15 protein-coding genes are annotated in these 14,743 nt (G+C 57.8%); 6 read left to right on the plus strand and 9 right to left on the minus strand.

Going from position 1 to position 14,743, the window contains the following annotated elements; translation table 11 throughout:
* Positions 1–5 precede the first annotated feature (5 nt).
* The 5 genes from ACP7AL_RS10560 to ACP7AL_RS10580 form a co-directional block, all read right to left on the minus strand.
* Positions 6–278, minus strand: coding sequence for a VirB3 family type IV secretion system protein (locus ACP7AL_RS10560; protein WP_024921565.1), 273 nt, complete (start codon positions 276–278; stop codon positions 6–8).
* On the minus strand, positions 278–604 hold the full coding sequence (locus tag ACP7AL_RS10565; RefSeq protein WP_051472543.1) for a TrbC/VirB2 family protein: 327 nt from the start codon (positions 602–604) through the stop codon (positions 278–280). The genes ACP7AL_RS10560 and ACP7AL_RS10565 overlap by 1 nt, the downstream gene beginning before the upstream one ends.
* Positions 604–1,593 (minus strand): P-type conjugative transfer ATPase TrbB, encoded by a 990-nt coding sequence (trbB, locus tag ACP7AL_RS10570; RefSeq protein ID WP_024921563.1) that lies wholly within the window; start codon positions 1,591–1,593, stop codon positions 604–606. Before trbB ends, ACP7AL_RS10565 begins: the two co-directional genes overlap by 1 nt.
* A 239-nt stretch (positions 1,594–1,832) precedes the next feature.
* Positions 1,833–2,780 carry a S1/P1 nuclease gene (locus ACP7AL_RS10575; RefSeq protein WP_024921562.1) on the minus strand — a complete coding sequence of 316 codons (948 nt, stop codon included), beginning with the start codon at positions 2,778–2,780 and terminating at the stop codon, positions 1,833–1,835.
* A gap of 183 nt (positions 2,781–2,963) precedes the next feature.
* Positions 2,964–3,149 carry a hypothetical protein gene (locus ACP7AL_RS10580; RefSeq protein ID WP_024921561.1) on the minus strand — a complete coding sequence of 62 codons (186 nt, stop codon included), beginning with the start codon at positions 3,147–3,149 and terminating at the stop codon, positions 2,964–2,966.
* 332 nt (positions 3,150–3,481) lie between these two features.
* On the opposite strand from ACP7AL_RS10580, the gene ACP7AL_RS10585 reads away from it, so the two are divergent.
* The 6 genes from ACP7AL_RS10585 to ACP7AL_RS10610 all read left to right on the plus strand — a co-directional run bounded on the left by ACP7AL_RS10585 (position 3,482) and on the right by ACP7AL_RS10610 (position 11,316).
* On the plus strand, positions 3,482–3,685 hold the full coding sequence (locus tag ACP7AL_RS10585; protein WP_024921559.1) for a hypothetical protein: 204 nt from the start codon (positions 3,482–3,484) through the stop codon (positions 3,683–3,685).
* A 90-nt stretch (positions 3,686–3,775) separates the two neighbouring features.
* Positions 3,776–4,555: a DUF5131 family protein gene (locus tag ACP7AL_RS10590; RefSeq protein WP_024921558.1), complete on the plus strand. Its 780-nt coding sequence runs from the start codon at positions 3,776–3,778 to the stop codon at positions 4,553–4,555.
* 172 nt (positions 4,556–4,727) lie between these two features.
* The gene (locus ACP7AL_RS10595; RefSeq protein ID WP_024921557.1) at positions 4,728–5,987 is read left to right on the plus strand and encodes a three-Cys-motif partner protein TcmP; all 1,260 of its coding nucleotides are present in this window, start codon (positions 4,728–4,730) and stop codon (positions 5,985–5,987) included.
* Positions 5,988–6,048: 61 nt separating this feature from the next.
* Positions 6,049–7,416, plus strand: a complete 1,368-nt coding sequence (locus ACP7AL_RS10600) for a hypothetical protein (protein WP_244434410.1) — start codon at positions 6,049–6,051, stop codon at positions 7,414–7,416.
* Positions 7,417–7,769: 353 nt separating this feature from the next.
* A complete protein-coding gene (locus ACP7AL_RS10605) occupies positions 7,770–10,262 on the plus strand; it encodes an NACHT domain-containing protein (protein ID WP_024921554.1) in 2,493 nt (830 codons plus the stop codon).
* Entirely contained in the window at positions 10,252–11,316 is a 1,065-nt protein-coding gene (locus ACP7AL_RS10610) for a hypothetical protein (protein WP_024921553.1), read from the plus strand. Before ACP7AL_RS10605 ends, ACP7AL_RS10610 begins: the two co-directional genes overlap by 11 nt.
* Positions 11,317–11,430: 114 nt before the next feature.
* On the opposite strand, the gene ACP7AL_RS10615 is transcribed toward ACP7AL_RS10610, so the two are convergent.
* From ACP7AL_RS10615 to ACP7AL_RS10630, 4 genes are read right to left on the minus strand one after another with little or no spacing between them, the layout of a single operon-like run.
* Entirely contained in the window at positions 11,431–12,054 is a 624-nt protein-coding gene (locus tag ACP7AL_RS10615; protein WP_024921552.1) for a hypothetical protein, read from the minus strand.
* 45 nt (positions 12,055–12,099) lie between these two features.
* On the minus strand, positions 12,100–13,533 hold the full coding sequence (locus tag ACP7AL_RS10620) for a hypothetical protein (protein ID WP_024921551.1): 1,434 nt from the start codon (positions 13,531–13,533) through the stop codon (positions 12,100–12,102).
* Positions 13,493–13,966, minus strand: coding sequence for a hypothetical protein (locus ACP7AL_RS10625; RefSeq protein WP_425991138.1), 474 nt, complete (start codon positions 13,964–13,966; stop codon positions 13,493–13,495). Before ACP7AL_RS10625 ends, ACP7AL_RS10620 begins: the two co-directional genes overlap by 41 nt.
* Complete coding sequence (locus ACP7AL_RS10630) at positions 13,930–14,541, minus strand: hypothetical protein (protein ID WP_425991140.1); 612 nt, start codon at positions 14,539–14,541, stop codon at positions 13,930–13,932. Before ACP7AL_RS10630 ends, ACP7AL_RS10625 begins: the two co-directional genes overlap by 37 nt.
* Positions 14,542–14,743: the final 202 nt, after the last annotated feature.

A 14,743-nucleotide genomic window follows, 5' to 3' on the forward strand; every position in this document is an offset into this window, starting at 1 on the left:
GCACCTCACGCGCCAAAATGCGTGGGGTAGCGCAGGTGACGGCGCACCACATCGACGAATTGCGCGTCGCGCTTGGCGGCCCAGACCGCGGCGGCGTGTCCGATGGCCCAGAGCAACAGACCCGGAATCCATAAGCGCAGGCCGAGACCGAGCGCGGCGGCAAGCGTGCCGTTCGCGATCGCGACCGTGCGGGGCGCGCCGCCGAGCAGGATTGGATCGCTGAGCGAGCGATGCACGGGCGCGGTGAAACCGGGGATGGGTTCAACGGGCTCAGTCATCAGATCACCGCCCCGCCGCCGAACGAGAAGAATGAGAGGAAGAAGCTGGAGGCAGCGAAGGCGATCGACAGCCCGAAAACGATCTGGATCAGCCGCCTGAAGCCGCCCGACGTGTCGCCGAAAGCGAGCGTCAGACCCGTGGTGACGATGATGATCACGGCGATGATCTTCGCGACCGGGCCTTCGACCGATTGCAGGATCTGGTTGAGCGGCTGCTCCCACGGCATGTTGGAGCCGGCGGCTTGCGCGGGCAGCGTGGCGGCGGCGAACACAAGGATCGCCGGGAAGAGCGCGAGCGCGTGTCGGGACTTGGGGCGAATGAACATCATGTGCGGTCACCTTCGGGATTGGCTTCGTGGATGCTGGAGAGGAGGACGTAGTCGCCGTTCGGCGCGAGTTCGCGCACGGCCGCGAGTTCGGCGACGCGGCGTTTGGAGCCGCGGCCGGCGAGCACGACGATGAGGTTGATGGTCTCGGCGATCAGCGCGCGGGGCACGGTGATCACCGCTTCCTGGATCAGTTGCTCGAGCCGGCGCAACGCGCCGATCGCGCTTCCTGCGTGAATCGTCCCGATGCCGCCGGGATGTCCCGTTCCCCAGGCTTTCAGCAGTTCGAGCGCCTCGGCGCCGCGTACTTCGCCGACGGGGATGCGATCCGGCCGGAGCCGCAGCGACGAGCGCACGAGATCGGAGAGCGTGGCGACGCCGTCCTTGGTGCGCAGCGCGACAAGATTGGGCGCTGCGCATTGCAGCTCGCGGGTGTCCTCGATCAGCACCACGCGGTCGGATGTCTTGGCGACTTCCGCGAGCAGTGCATTGACCAGCGTGGTCTTGCCGGTCGAGGTGCCGCCGGCGACCAGCACGTTCTTTCGCTTCTCGACCGCGAGCCGCAGCAGCTCGGCCTGCTTCGGCCGCATGATGCCGGCGGCGACATAGTCGTCGAGGGTGAAGACGGCGACCGCGGGCTTTCGGATCGCAAACGTCGGCGCAGCGACGACCGGCGGAATCAGTCCCTCGAAACGCTCGCCGGTCTCCGGCAGTTCAGCGGACACGCGCGGGGAGGCGGGATGGACTTCGACGCCGACATGGTGCGCGACAAGGCGCACGATGCGTTCGCCATCCGCCGGAGAGAGCCGCTCACCCGTGTCCTCGAGGCCGCCCTTCAGGCGATCGATCCAGAGCCGGCCGTCGGGATTGAGCATCACCTCGACGACGGAGGCGTCCTGCAGATAAGTCGCGATGGCTGGGCCAAGCGCGGTGCGCAGCATCCGCGCCCCGCGCGAGGCGGAGTCTTTGTTTTGTCCGGTCCCAGCCATCGCGTCCCCCAAGAAGCGCGGCGAGAATTCGCCGAGCGCCGGGGACGAATACAAAAGGCATCATCGGGGACGGGGCAACAAGCCAATCATGGCCGTCGTAGTCTGGCGTAGAATGACCTAGCAACGGCGAAACGGCTGAAATCGCAGCGTGCGTGTGCAGTGGATTAAGGGGACAACGCGCGATCTCACGCGATGAGGAGATGCGTGATGCGCACAAGCACGGCGGAAATTGAAGAGAGCTACTTCAGCGCCGCATTCAGAAGATTGGCGAGGCGCACGGCAGCGAGCGCGGCTTGCTTGCGCGCAACCGCGCGCGCATTCGTCTCATAGTCGCGCGTCAGCAGAACGGAAGTTCTGTCGAGACCGATCGGCGGCGCATACGCAAACTGCTTCGCGATCTCCGCGCTCTCCTTTATCCAGACCTCCGGATCGGAGATCTGCGCCGACGTCTCGCTCACGGCGACGCTGCCAAGCCCGTCCTTGGCATCCGCGTCGAACACGGCTCCATAAGGCGACGCATAGCCGCCGAACATGCGGTCCCAATAGGCATGAAAAATGACGGTCTCGCCCGTCGCGGGGATAACAGACTCGGCGTTGCCGCCTGAATCTCCCTTCGGAATGGATTGGGTAAACCGCGAGACGGCATGAAGCGGTTGATGCGCATCGCCGACAAGATGCAGAATCCAGACAAGGTCATACGAGCGCACATCGTCGGAGGCGTCGGACGATGCCGGCAAGGCCGCGATCATCAGCTTGAGCTGGGTAACGAGATCGACGGGATCGGACGCCGGCCATGACGTTCCGTCAGGCGAGAAGTTGGCGTCTTTGTAGTGCCAGTAGGCATGCTGATTGCGGTCGGCATAGCCGATGTTCTGGCCTGCGGTCGGACTCGTGACGGCATCGCGCGTGTACCCGTAAGGCTTTGTCTTGATGTCGTCGGCCCAGGTCGCCGCTTGGATGAAGGCGTAGAGCTTCGCCGTCTTCTCGTCAGGCGCGCCGGCGGTCCACTTTGGATAATCCGTGTTGAGCTTCAGCAGCGCGTCCGCCTTCTCCTTCGCGACGTCATCGAGTTTCTTGTAGGCGAGGTAGGCGATCTGCATGTGCCCTGCGTCCCACCAGGCGGACGCGGGCGAGGAGGCCACGGCAACGCAGACAGAAACAATGGCGATCCGAACAAGCTGACGCATCGTCCTGCCTCTTCCATGTTGGGTGCGAGACGCAAACTCTATTCCAAGAATGATGCAGAATTCAGACAGAGAAGCCGCGCGTCAGCGAAAGTCTCTGGGGTTAGGCTTGCGCCAGTTCTTCAGCGGCTTCAGTTCCGGCAGGTTCGCCGGGCGTTCGGGATAGTGAAACTCCTCGCCCACGAGCTAGCGACCTTCGAACCTGTCCCAGAACAGGATGGCATCCATCTGTTGTGCGAATTCATGGACGCGCCAGGCCCCGCCGTTCTGAATGATCTCGCCAGTCGGATTGAACGGCAGACTGTTGAGACGGCAGAGCACGTCGATCTCGCCCCAGTGGGTGCGCAGATAAGTGTCCTCCAAGCGCGACATGATAGGGGCGGCTCGGCTTCCATCGGTAACCGCCGCCGCCGCGCTGAAAGAATCCCCGGCGCTGCTTCAGGAATTCGGGCAGGCGCGCGATCGCATTCGCAATTCGCCGGGCCTCGTCAAAGCTCAGTCCGAGCGCGCCCAGATGATAACGCGACGCGGCCTCGCGATGATGGACCCATGCGACCTTCGTCCCGTTGGCGTCGGTGACGACGAATGTCTCGGCATTTTCCTCCTCGACCCGCCAGGGCACCGGAAACCGGCGTTTTTCGCTGCTTGACTCCATGAGAACAAAATAAGAACGTAAGCCAAGCAAGGTCAATCAGGAACTCGAAATGTCCGAAGCGGCGGAAGCCGATTCCATGTCGGAATCGGAACGGCTCGACATGGCCGTGGATCAGGCGATTGCGGCGCATGATGGCGACCCGCGACGCACGATCCGGAGCCTGCTTCTGGTGCAATGGCAGTTGGAGGCGAAGGTCTCGCAGGGCTTCATCAGGGGCGTCCAATACGGTCGCTTCAAGTGTTACAGCGGGTAGGCGCTGCAATAGGCACCTTCCAACCCGATCTTAACGGTTAACCTGCTATTGACCGTGATCGACGAGCGAGAGTGCGGTGTGGGAGCGGTCATGGCTGAGACGCAAATTGAATGGACCGACGCCACCTGGAATCCGGTTGCTGGCTGCTCCATCGTCAGCGCCGGCTGCACGAATTGCTATGCCATGGAAATGGCGAGACGACTTCAGGCGATGAATGTCCCGAAATATAAAGGACTCACGCGCCGCAGCGGCAAACGAACCGTTTGGAACGGCGTGGTACGTGAAGACAAGGCCGCCTTGGACATTCCGCTGCGCTGGAAAAAGCCGCGAAAAATCTTCGTTAACTCGATGTCCGACCTGTTTCATGATCGGGTCAGCGACGCCTTCATCCTGAAAGTGTGGGCCGTCATGCGTGCCACACCCCATCATCACTACCAGATCCTCACCAAGCGCCCAGAGCGGATGGGCGCGCTGGTTCGCTCCAAGATCGGCGACGTTCTGCCGAACGTGTGGCTCGGGACCAGCGTTGAGAATGCCGCCGTCACTGGCCGTATCGATCATTTGCGTACTGTCCCGGCGGCGATCCGCTTTATCTCATTTGAGCCGCTGATCGGACCGGTCGGGGAAGTCGATCTCCGTGACATCCACTGGGCCATCGTCGGGGGAGAGAGCGGAAGGTCGGCCCGCCCGATCCGCGAAGAATGGATTGATGAGATCTTCGATCGGTGTGCGATGCACAACACCGCGTTCTTCTTCAAGCAGTGGGGGACATGGGGGAAAGACAACAAGCGCCGTTCCAAAAAGGCCAATGGACGCGTATATCGCGATCAGGTTTGGGACCAAATGCCCGAGGCTTCGCTGTCGCCCTGACGACATAGACATAGCCCAACGCCAGGTGCGCCATCGCAGCGGCAATCTGAGCGGCAATGTCGGCTTGTGCTCCCACTCAGGTAAGAGAGAATATCGGCATTGTTGCCCGCCGGCGTTGGGTCGTCCTTTGGGTTCTGCATAGTCAGCCACGAGCAACGGAGCACCTTACGCGATGAGCGGACAGTATGAGTGGAAGCTCGGCGATCCGTTTCCTGTTCTTGGATCCCATAGCGTTGCCAAACACGACATTTTCGAACAATACCTTGGGATCTATATTGAGCGCCTCACGCGCACCCCCAGCCAGACGATGCTCAACCTGACCATTGTAGACGGCTTCAGCGGCGGGGGGCTCTATCGTCAAGGCTCTGCCGAAGTTGATGGCTCGCCGCTCCGCTTGTTGAAAGCAGTTGAGACAGCGGAAAAGGCACTGAACGAAGCACGCGCGAAAGGATTCGATATCAGGGCCGATTTCTTCTTCATCGACGCCAACCACCATCATGTTGCCTTCCTGACGGACGTACTTCGAAAGCGCGGCTACGGTCCGCGTCTGGGCCAGGATATTTTCATTCGTGAAACCCTGTTTGAGGACGCCTGCCCGGACGTGATCGCTCATATTCAGAAAAAGGGATCCGCACACCGTTCGTTGTTTTTTCTGGACCAATATGGCTGGAGCGATGTTCGACTACAGACGATCCGCACGATCCTTGGTACTTTGAAAAATCCCGAGATACTGCTGACATTCGCCGTCGACGCTTTGATCGACTTCTTGTCCATGAAAACGGCCGAAACGCAGGCGCTCCTGAATATCGACCTCAACCGCGAAGATGTTCGGGCTTTGATTGATCTTCGAACAGGAGAGGGATGGCGCTACCTGATTCAGAATGCACTGTATCGCCATGTCCAAGATCGAACTGGATCTCGGTTCTACACGCCATTCTTTATTCATTCTGTTGAGGCCCACCGATCATACTGGTTGCTACACCTGTCGAACCATCGTCAGGCGCGGGACGAGATGGGAAAACTGCATTGGCGCTTGAATAACCATTTTCAGCATCATGGTGGTGCTGGTTTCCATGCGCTCGGTTTCGATCCTTCGAAAGATTTGCGCCAAGAGTTTCTCACTTTTATGTTCGATGACGATGCAATGAAGCGCTCGGAAGCGGCCGTCCTCGATCAACTCCCGCGTATGATCCACGCAGCGAATCGCAACGGCGCAGGTCTGGTTGTCGAAGATCTCTTTGCAGGCAATTGCAACGATACGCCCGTCACCTCCGACATTATGAACCGGCAGCTGATCCTTCTTCGAGATGAGGGCGAGCTTGCGATCGTGACGCCCGACGGATCGAAAAAGCCCAGAGCCAAGACCGTCAGCTGGGACGATCGTCTTGTCCTGCCATCTACGCGATCGCTGTTCAGCCGTCTGGGATGGTGACGAAAGCAGCGACGACGCACTTTTTAATGCTCGTGATTTCATTTGGTTAGTTGAGGCAACAATGAACTGGGGTCAGCCTTTCAAACAGATCAACGATTTGAGCCCGATACGCGTTCGGCAAAATCTGATACGTGGAGGAAACGAGCTTTCCTGTCCAAATCCACTGTCGTTCACTTGGGAAGACTTGGTTCTGTCGCTTGCGCGAACTACCGCGCTTCTGTCTGCTGTCCCAGAACTTTCCCATGAGGAACGACAAGAACTCGCTCGAACGAGCGCCGCGTACTTGGCAAGCCATATGAATTTGTTCGTTGACGCGCAAGACGACGAATTTCTATTCACCACCAAGATCAATATTCTGGCCGACGAGCAACGAACGTCGCTTGCCGCGAAGCTCGGAGCGGTTGTTGCCGACCTTGTCATGCAGCGCATGGGCTTCCACTGGTCCGCAAACACGCGTGAACTCGCGCTGAAGCCCAGCAGGAGCGAGTCGACAAAGAAAATTCCTGATTTCGTCTACGATCCAGCAGGTGCGCACGGATTTCAGCCGCAAAGCATCGTCGTCGTCGAGGCGAAAGGCAGCTTGTCGACGCAAAAAGCGAAGCGAAAGCCGATCCTTAACCTCGCCCAGGAGGCCTACAACGAGCAGGTACGCCACATCGTCGGCGCCAAGAGCGGCGACTTGGAGGTAGCCAGCGGTTACGCAATCGCTTTTGGCACAATTCCAGGTGCGCGCCTGTCCACCCTGGCAATCGCAAGCCCGCAAGTGCTTCAGGTTCGTAGCTCAGTCAGCACGCCGGCACATTCTCTTTCTGCCGCGGCAAGCTATGCACCGCAGCCGGCCCCCGAGCCTGCTCCGAAAATGCAACATGTGCCCACTTACCCAGATCCCCAAAGGAGCGGAAGAGGCGGCGGCGAGCCACCAGGAGGTGGATTTCGGCGAGAAGGTGAGCGACGAGAGCCGAGTGGGCTGATCGCCTATGCAAACTACGAATCCGTCTTTCTTCTCTGCGGAGCAACAAATGTGGCCCGCGTGATGCGCAACAGCCTTTCGGGGCAAGGCGCGGACGTTTTGGATCCGGAAGGCCTTGTGCAAGATTTCTGGGTGTTCGAGCGTCGCGGAAAGCGCTTCTGGACGGGGCGCGATCACCCATTCTGGTGGTGGCCCGAATATCCATTGTTCGCAATCTACGAGCAATCGGCTAAAGAGATTCTGCGAAGCCTATCCGACAACCTAGGTCGGCTACCACGAACGGTATCGCTCACAGTCGCGCCAATTGCCGACGGATCTGAGCTTGATCGCGACTTCGACATGTCCATGCAGGGCGACGGGCTGGCGCTCCTTCATTTTTTCGGAGATCACGCCGAACATCGGCGCTGGGATATTCGGGCTGGCAATTGGCTTGATGGACGGGACGGTCCGGGGATGTGACGCATCATCGCACCTAATAGCCGCCAGCCGCCAGTGGCCGTCGAAGTCAGGGATGATCTCGCGCGAGGTCGAGCGTGTAGACGACCAAATCGCGAGGTCGCTCCGCAATCAACGAAGGCATGGCAATACGGTATGCCACGATTTCAGGCCTCAAAAGCATTGAGAACATAGCAGGAACATGCTAAAGGGGCAAGAATCACCGCGGTGGGAGTCAGTGGGCCGATCAGCCTTGAGTCTTGATGAGGGAGTGACGAGCCGGAGGTTACGCGCGCTGTTGAAACACGATCGGTTTGACCGCCATTTCGGGCGGGTTGCGGTGCTTGCCGGGGCGCTCTTAAGAAGGTTTTAGGTTGATGTCGGAGCAGGAGCGCGAGAGCACCACGCAAAAAGGTAACGCCTTTCGTGATCTGGTCGCGTCGATGCTCGAAGCCGCGAGCTTCGTCGCCGAGACGGAAACGCGTGAAGAGTTCAAGAAGGTCGATGTCCGCTGGCGTCGCGAAGATCTGGATGGACCGCTCAAGTATGTGGTCGAGGCGAAGGACCACGAAGGCACACTCGGACTCCCAGAATGTCGCGAATTCGTGGTCGATTACGGCACCCTGATCGACAAGGACGATGCCGATCGAGCCTGGCTCGTATCCAAAGGTCCAATAAGCCCGGACGGTCGTGCGCTGGTTGATGGGAAGCGCGGCTGTAAGGCAATGACGTTCGCAGAGTTTCAACGTCGCCTGCTGGGCCTTGATAGCTACCTTCACGACCTCATCTCATCCTACGATGTCGAAAAAATAGCCGGTTGGTACGTTCCACTGAAAACTGAAGATGGTGTCGATCTGGAGAAGGTCGTGCGAGACTGGATCGATGAGGCGGATGCACTTCCACTCGCCATCGTCGCGGGATACGGTAAAGGCAAATCCACATTTGCGCGGCACATCGCGGTAGTTCTGGCTCGCGAAGCTCTCAAAGAACCGTCCCGTCGCGTGCCGGTCCTCGTCCCCTTGGGTGACATCGTCGATGAGCAGTCTCTTGAAGGGCTGTTGGGGAAGGTCTTCACCACTCGTCCCGGTGTACGCGGCTATAACTTTGGTCTCTTTGAAAAGCTGAACAAGGCAGGTCGCTACGTCGTTATCTTCGACGGCTTCGACGAAATGAAGCATGGCATGACCCTGGCGCGTTTTGAGGCGAACATCACGGAGCTGATGCGCCTCGACAAGAACGCAGCGAAGCTTGTCATCCTTGGTCGCGACACGGCATTCCAGGATGACTACGAATTCAAATCAATCATCCACGGGCGTCAAATTACAGCAGGTGGCCAGGAGGTCGCAACGCGAGGACGTCGTGCCTTCCGCGAATTGACCGTCCGCAATTTCACGGCGGATGAAGCGCGAAAATTCGTCGAGAGTTTCTTTCCGGTCGTCGCACGCGAAGCCGCGCGCGGCTCAGGCAATCCCGTGGATGAAACCTGGATTGCGTCGCGGTTGGCTGAATTACTGAGTGACGCATTCGACGAGTTACTGAAGCGGCCGGTGCACGCACAAATGCTCTGCCAGATAGCGACCGACCCGAACCAATCGCTTACCGACCTCTCAAAGTATCGGCTGTTTGATAGGTTTGTTCACTTCCTCATCGATCGGGAAGTGAACAAGCGTGGTCGCGATCCCCATTTTTCCCTTGAAGTCCGACGAAATTTCAACCGTGCTCTCGCGTATTGGCTATGGGAACAAGGTGGCGTCTCCACCGTCACGCTTGCATCCGTGCCAGCCGAAATATGCCGGGAAGCCACCTCCGATGTTCGGCACGACTATGATGACACCGCATTGCGCAAGGAATTGACTGCCGGCTGCCTCATCGAAAAGGGCGCGACCGGCACCATTTATTTCGGTCATCGGTCACTACAGGAGTTTCTCGTTGCCGAACACCTGATCGCCACGGATTTTAATGGAGTGGCGCACGAGGATAAGAGTGCCGCGGTATGGACTCTTGCTTTGGTGACGCCGGAGGTCGGCAGTTTCATCGTGGAGGCTGCGAAATCCTCACCGCAAGTCTCCCAAACCGTATTGCCATGGTTCGATATCCTGAAAGATCTGCGGCGCAGGGATATGCCTCGCTCGGGGATGCGGTTCTTTTTGGAGCTATATGAGCATTTCGCGGACGCTCTACATGCGAATGATCCCTGGTTTGTCTGGCTTCGGTATTTTGCGGCCAACAAGGCCGTTGAGTTCGCACCGAAATCACCTGTCGCAGCCGATCAGTTGGCTGCATCGCTCCGATTTCTTGCGGGTAATAAAGAGCAACAAGCGGCTGCGCTGATGTTATTTGCCGAAGCGTTCGCGCGGCCGTCTGATGTGCGCACAAAGCTCACTGCTCAATTCATTGCGAAATGGCTCGATCCGGGTCTGCTTCGTGATGCTGTCCAGACTGCGCGAGAGAAGGGGCGCAACAAACCGCATTATATCCCAATGGATAACAACTTTCCGCTTTGGTGTTTTCTGCATGCAGCCAAGGTCGAGAGCAATCCCCCGCGTGTGACGATTGATCTTAAGGAGCTAAGGAAGCGCGCCGGTTTGGCGCTGCCGATGGGATTTGCTGACGAGCAGGAGGAAAACTTGCCCGAGGAAGCACGCTATCTCTCGGTGCAAGTGCAGCCGATCTATCGGGCATGGGGGGTGCGGGAATCCGAACTCGACAAGATCCGGCCGTTCTTTACCGACGAGACTGTTCGAGCAAAAATTCTGCCGCTTGAGATCGTGCGGACAGCGCGAGAGGATCGGGAAAAGCCTGCCGCGCCGGTCAAGTCGGTTACAAAACCGACTTTAACCTTGAAAAAACGTGGTCCCCATGTCGTCTGACATGCCAGAGCCCGCGGCGGGGTCGGGAGAACAGGAAGAGAAAGCAGTCAACGACCGTTCGCCAACTGCTCCTGAGAATATTTCTGTCTCGCTGCGCTGTTTTGATGAGGAGGGGCACGCGAGGAAGTTTGGCAATCTTCTCGCCATGTATGTCCGCGAGTTGAGCCGATATTTCGATCTGAGCAATCTTGATGGCATCACGGTCGCCTTTGACTATCATCAAGCCCTTCTGGATCTCGATCGCGGATATCCGACGACCCACAAGCTGACTCCTTCGGAGGGATTCGTCTTGGGGGTGGCGATGACACCAGCAGTTATCCGTGACGGAACGCTGAAAAGTCACATCGTCTTCAACGCGGCGGCGGTATTACCGCTTGAGGATGAAAAGCATGATGCATTCAAGCTCGCATTGCACATGGTTGCGCATGAGTGCGGGCATGTCGAGGTCACGCACCGTTTCGATGCCGCATTTCCGGGTGTCTTGTTGCGGAGCAAGGCCCGTAATGCCCATGATCGCCTACGATGGGACATTATCAAGGCGTGCTGGGACGAATATGCCGTGACGTCGATATGTGCTTGCTTCGGAGAGGACCCCACCGAAGGATATGAAAAGACTTTCATCCACGCGTTGAATGAAACTCGAGCCACTGCCAATGGACTTATAAAAGCATACCGTCTGCATGGAAATATCGAGCAAATTTTAGCCGAGGTCTATGGCATCTATGGCAATCTCATGAAGTACGCTTGCTATCATCTCGGCAATATCGCCGGTCATGGATTGGAGCTGGAAGACAGGCCGAATACGATCGCCGCTCTCGATGGTCATTGGTTCAAACCCTATTTCGAAAGACTAAGCGCTGCGTGCAAGAGCATCGCCGACGATTACGGAAAGTGGACTGAACGTAGCAAATTTGAGGTCATCGGTGATCTCGCGGATGAAATTGTCCAAGAGGGCGGGTTGGTAATTTCGAACTATACCGACGACGGCGGCTTTCACGTCGATATTCCATTTTCTCCGGACACAATGCCGGATATGCCCGAATGTCGGGCCTAACGGATAGAACCCGCGTGGGTTAGGGCGGTTGGAGTCTATCGGTACTTGGCAAGCCTGGATCATTCTGGAGACTTGCGTCCACCTTCTGTAGGAGTAACTCGTTCCGAGCTGCTATTAGCTTGGAGGCAAATGGCCAAGTTTCATCGCCTGTCTGCGTTGTGCCGGGCTTAATGCGCGCCAGAAGAAATGGACCTTGTCGGTCGCCATTTCCTGCAGGTCTGTCGTATGCTGCTTCTTGCGAAGTGTGATGTTGAAGAAAGACGGAGAATGATCGACGCGGTTGCGCCGAAGTCTCCAGAACACGACGAATGCCTGTTTCGGCGTAAGTTTCTTATTCTTTCGATAATAGACAAGCGCATTTTCGAGGATGCTGGCTTGTTCGGCCCGGGCAAGCGTTTCAAGCGCTTTGATGCATGAATTTAACCGCATCTGCTGCGTGAGCTTGTCCAGCCATTTCTTGGCTTCCTTGGGGAGGAGGCGGCGGCTTCCCTCGTAGACTGCGACATCAAATTGCAAGATGCAGTGCGAGCCGACCTGTAAGGCGTGTCCCGTGAATCTATTGCCAATTTCAAAATGATATCGCAGCCCGTCCTGACCGCACAGCTCGCAGGTTTCGCAAGGCTCTTCGTGATCTTCAGTACTTCCGGTGAAATACCATTCCTCAAACGCCTTCGGCAACGTGTCTCCCACCGAAAGCGGCAGGATGCTGTCTCGAACACGCTGGGAATAAGACTGCATGGCTCGGAGGCGCGCTCCTATGCTAAAGATCCTGAAGTGTCGCGGCTACGGTGGCTTTGTCGCAGGTGGCGGAACCGGAGGCTGGCCGGGCGCGACGCTTACGGCAGGGCTCGAAGGCGCGGGCGCTGCATCGCATAGGGTGTGCACACCTGCGGCAATGAGAGCTATGACCAACACTGCATAGACGACCAACAGTACGCCACGGGTTTCCCGATAGTTCTTCATCGCCTGTTCGATCGGCGTTTCTGCGATTTCTTCCCGCTCGCGAACGGAGATGTAATTATAGAGGCTTTGCATCCAGCTCCGCCGGGAAGAAGCCTGGCTTTGGAAGAATGCACCATTGATCCGCCACTGCAACGCGAACGACAAGGCGACGAATATCGCGGCAGCAAAGTAGAACAGGGAGGAGATCAAAGGGCCCGGCGTCTTGGCCGCATCGCCCAGAATCTTCAATACGAAAGGTGCTGCCGAGACGGCCAGATCGCGCCAGAGCGTTGCTGCGAGATCCTGTGCGCGTTGCGCCACCTTTTGGGTTTCATCAATAACGGTCTTGCGAAGGTCAGCGAGTGCCTTCAGGGTCTCGCGGCTCGATGATTGGACATGAGCTTCATAGGCAGCCTTGGCTGCTTCAAGGGCCTGGTCCAACGTTGTGGCGAGATCTTGTTGAGGACGGCTCGCCCGAGCCAGTTCGCCTGAAAAGATAAGGTGGCGGGCCTCGATATCCGTCCCCGACAGAAAGACCCATGTGGCGGCTTCGGTCAGTCGCGAACGGGCGCCGGGCAGGGTGGGATCATCGGCCTTAATGCGGTAGATCGGAGGCGTCGCTGCTGCCTGCAGCCAGACTTGGCCATCCTCGAGCCAGACCCGGGAGACGAGACCGCCCAGCAATCTGCGCGCAGCAATCTTTTCCCACGCTTGATACGTCGCCGATGCAGCGGCTGGCTCGGTCACCAGAATCCAGGGATTGAGATCGGTGGCGACCTCACGATCCGGAACAAAATCGCGAACATAGCGCGTCGGGTCGATGCGACCAGCCGAGGATTCCGGGGGCGGGACCGGTTGCGCCAAGTCCCACGAACAGACTTCCAATCCTCGTGCGCGAAAGACCTGAGTGGGATTGAAGTCGACGATCGCAAGACGCGGCAGCACAGTCCGTTGCGTCAAATAGTGCGGGATACCGGATTGGAATATAAAAAAGGCGCAGCCATCGGCGGCCGGCTTTTCAAGTGTGATGACGACCTCACGCGTCGCATCGAAGACGTCACCCGCGACGAGATCGCCACCAAGAGCTGGATTGTAGACTTGTAATGACGAGAACGGCGCTGGGATATCGTCGGCGAAGCCGAGCCAAGCGGCCTGCGCATCAGTCGACGGCAGCCGCCCCCGCAACACGAGGGCGTCAACACGTTCGTCCGCCGAGGCGCCGTTCGCGACTAGCTCACGAACGCATTCGACCAGATGTGCTGAGCTCGACGTCATCGAGTGTGATCGTGTCCTTGATGATGATCTCGCCCTTATCGCGATTCACCGAGATGACTGATGAGGTCAAACTGACGGGAAAAGTCAGTTTGACTCCACTTGCCGTCTCGACGCGACGGTTCCTTGGAGGCTGAATCGCATTCTTTTGGAGTACAAACGATTCTCCCGCCATGCCTTCGCGCTTCAGTCTCGCTGTGAAGTCCTTAATAATCGGGCTGTCATCCGGCAACGGGCCAACAATACTGGTCAGCCAGTTGGCAACGTTGTCGCCATCGACAGAACCGCCTGATTGACTGGCGTCGTAGAGGCGCTGAACGATATTCTTGCTCGTCCCTGGCGGAAGTGAGTCCTTGTATTTTTCTGCGAGGTTGCGCGTGACGTCGATAATTGTCTTTGTCAGCTCTTGTTCGGTCCGCTGGCGTCGCGCCAGCAAGAAACGCTCGAAATAGGCTGCGGGCCGCTGCGGATTCTGACGATCGACAACGAGATCTCGTCGCCGTCTTTACGCAGCTTGATGAGCGCGGCCTTCTGCAAGGCGTTACGGTTCTGGACAAAAGTTCGGTCAATTTCGCCGAAGGTCGGCTTCGGCTTGCCAGAGCGACCGCGACTGGTGTCATAGTTGTAGCTGAGAACCTTTTCGTCCTCGAATTTCAAAAGCGCAAACAACCGGCCGCTCGAACAGGACAGCGAGAAGATCAGAAAGGCGCCGACAGCCGTGCTGCCGCCGTGAGCTTCATTGAACGCCGTTGCGAGCTTCTCGCTTTCCTCCTGGAAAGTTGCCTTGTCCCGGCTGATCCGCGCGAGTTGCGCCCGCACCGGTGCGTCCGCGAGGAACTCGTACCGATTTCCACTGTTGACCGATTGGACGCGGCCTAGGAAAAAAGCCGAATGTCGGCCGGCGTCGAAAGCGGTCAGCAGCTGAAAATGTTCATCTCCTGGGCCGACGATATGGAAGACGCTCTGATCAATGCGCAGGCTTTGGAGTTCCTGCTCCGTAAGGAAGGCCATAAATCCACCATAGAACAAATAGAGAACATTGGCAATCGCGCGGCATTTGGTTCCAACTATGCCGCATCCCGTTAAAAATCTTGTATTTTTGTTAGGAATTCCACTTGGAATTGTAGCTTTGGCCTTGCGTATGGAGCGGTTGAAACCAGTGATAGTTCAATTTGCCCGTTCAGGCTTGTTCTTGTGGCACGCGGTGAATAAT

Origin of the sequence: Afipia sp. DC4300-2b1 (assembly GCF_049895725.1) — a bacterium.
Classification (GTDB): Bacteria; Pseudomonadota; Alphaproteobacteria; order Rhizobiales; family Xanthobacteraceae; genus Afipia; species Afipia broomeae.

Bases quoted from the DNA above. Each gene is read 5' to 3' on its own strand.
- ACP7AL_RS10595 (WP_024921557.1), top strand. From the start codon at position 4,728: ATGAGCGGACAGTATGAGTGGAAGCTCGGCGATCCGTTTCCTGTTCTT.
- ACP7AL_RS10610 (WP_024921553.1), top strand. From the start codon at position 10,252: ATGTCGTCTGACATGCCAGAGCCCGCGGCGGGGTCGGGAGAACAGGAA.
- ACP7AL_RS10560 (WP_024921565.1), bottom strand. From the start codon at position 278: ATGACTGAGCCCGTTGAACCCATCCCCGGTTTCACCGCGCCCGTGCAT.
- ACP7AL_RS10605 (WP_024921554.1), top strand. From the start codon at position 7,770: ATGTCGGAGCAGGAGCGCGAGAGCACCACGCAAAAAGGTAACGCCTTT.
- ACP7AL_RS10630 (WP_425991140.1), bottom strand. From the start codon at position 14,541: ATGGCCTTCCTTACGGAGCAGGAACTCCAAAGCCTGCGCATTGATCAG.
- trbB (WP_024921563.1), bottom strand. From the start codon at position 1,593: ATGGCTGGGACCGGACAAAACAAAGACTCCGCCTCGCGCGGGGCGCGG.
- ACP7AL_RS10585 (WP_024921559.1), top strand. From the start codon at position 3,482: ATGTCCGAAGCGGCGGAAGCCGATTCCATGTCGGAATCGGAACGGCTC.
- ACP7AL_RS10620 (WP_024921551.1), bottom strand. From the start codon at position 13,533: ATGACGTCGAGCTCAGCACATCTGGTCGAATGCGTTCGTGAGCTAGTC.
- ACP7AL_RS10600 (WP_244434410.1), top strand. From the start codon at position 6,049: ATGAACTGGGGTCAGCCTTTCAAACAGATCAACGATTTGAGCCCGATA.
- ACP7AL_RS10565 (WP_051472543.1), bottom strand. From the start codon at position 604: ATGTTCATTCGCCCCAAGTCCCGACACGCGCTCGCGCTCTTCCCGGCG.
- ACP7AL_RS10590 (WP_024921558.1), top strand. From the start codon at position 3,776: ATGGCTGAGACGCAAATTGAATGGACCGACGCCACCTGGAATCCGGTT.
- ACP7AL_RS10580 (WP_024921561.1), bottom strand. From the start codon at position 3,149: ATGTCGCGCTTGGAGGACACTTATCTGCGCACCCACTGGGGCGAGATC.
- ACP7AL_RS10615 (WP_024921552.1), bottom strand. From the start codon at position 12,054: ATGCAGTCTTATTCCCAGCGTGTTCGAGACAGCATCCTGCCGCTTTCG.
- ACP7AL_RS10575 (WP_024921562.1), bottom strand. From the start codon at position 2,780: ATGCGTCAGCTTGTTCGGATCGCCATTGTTTCTGTCTGCGTTGCCGTG.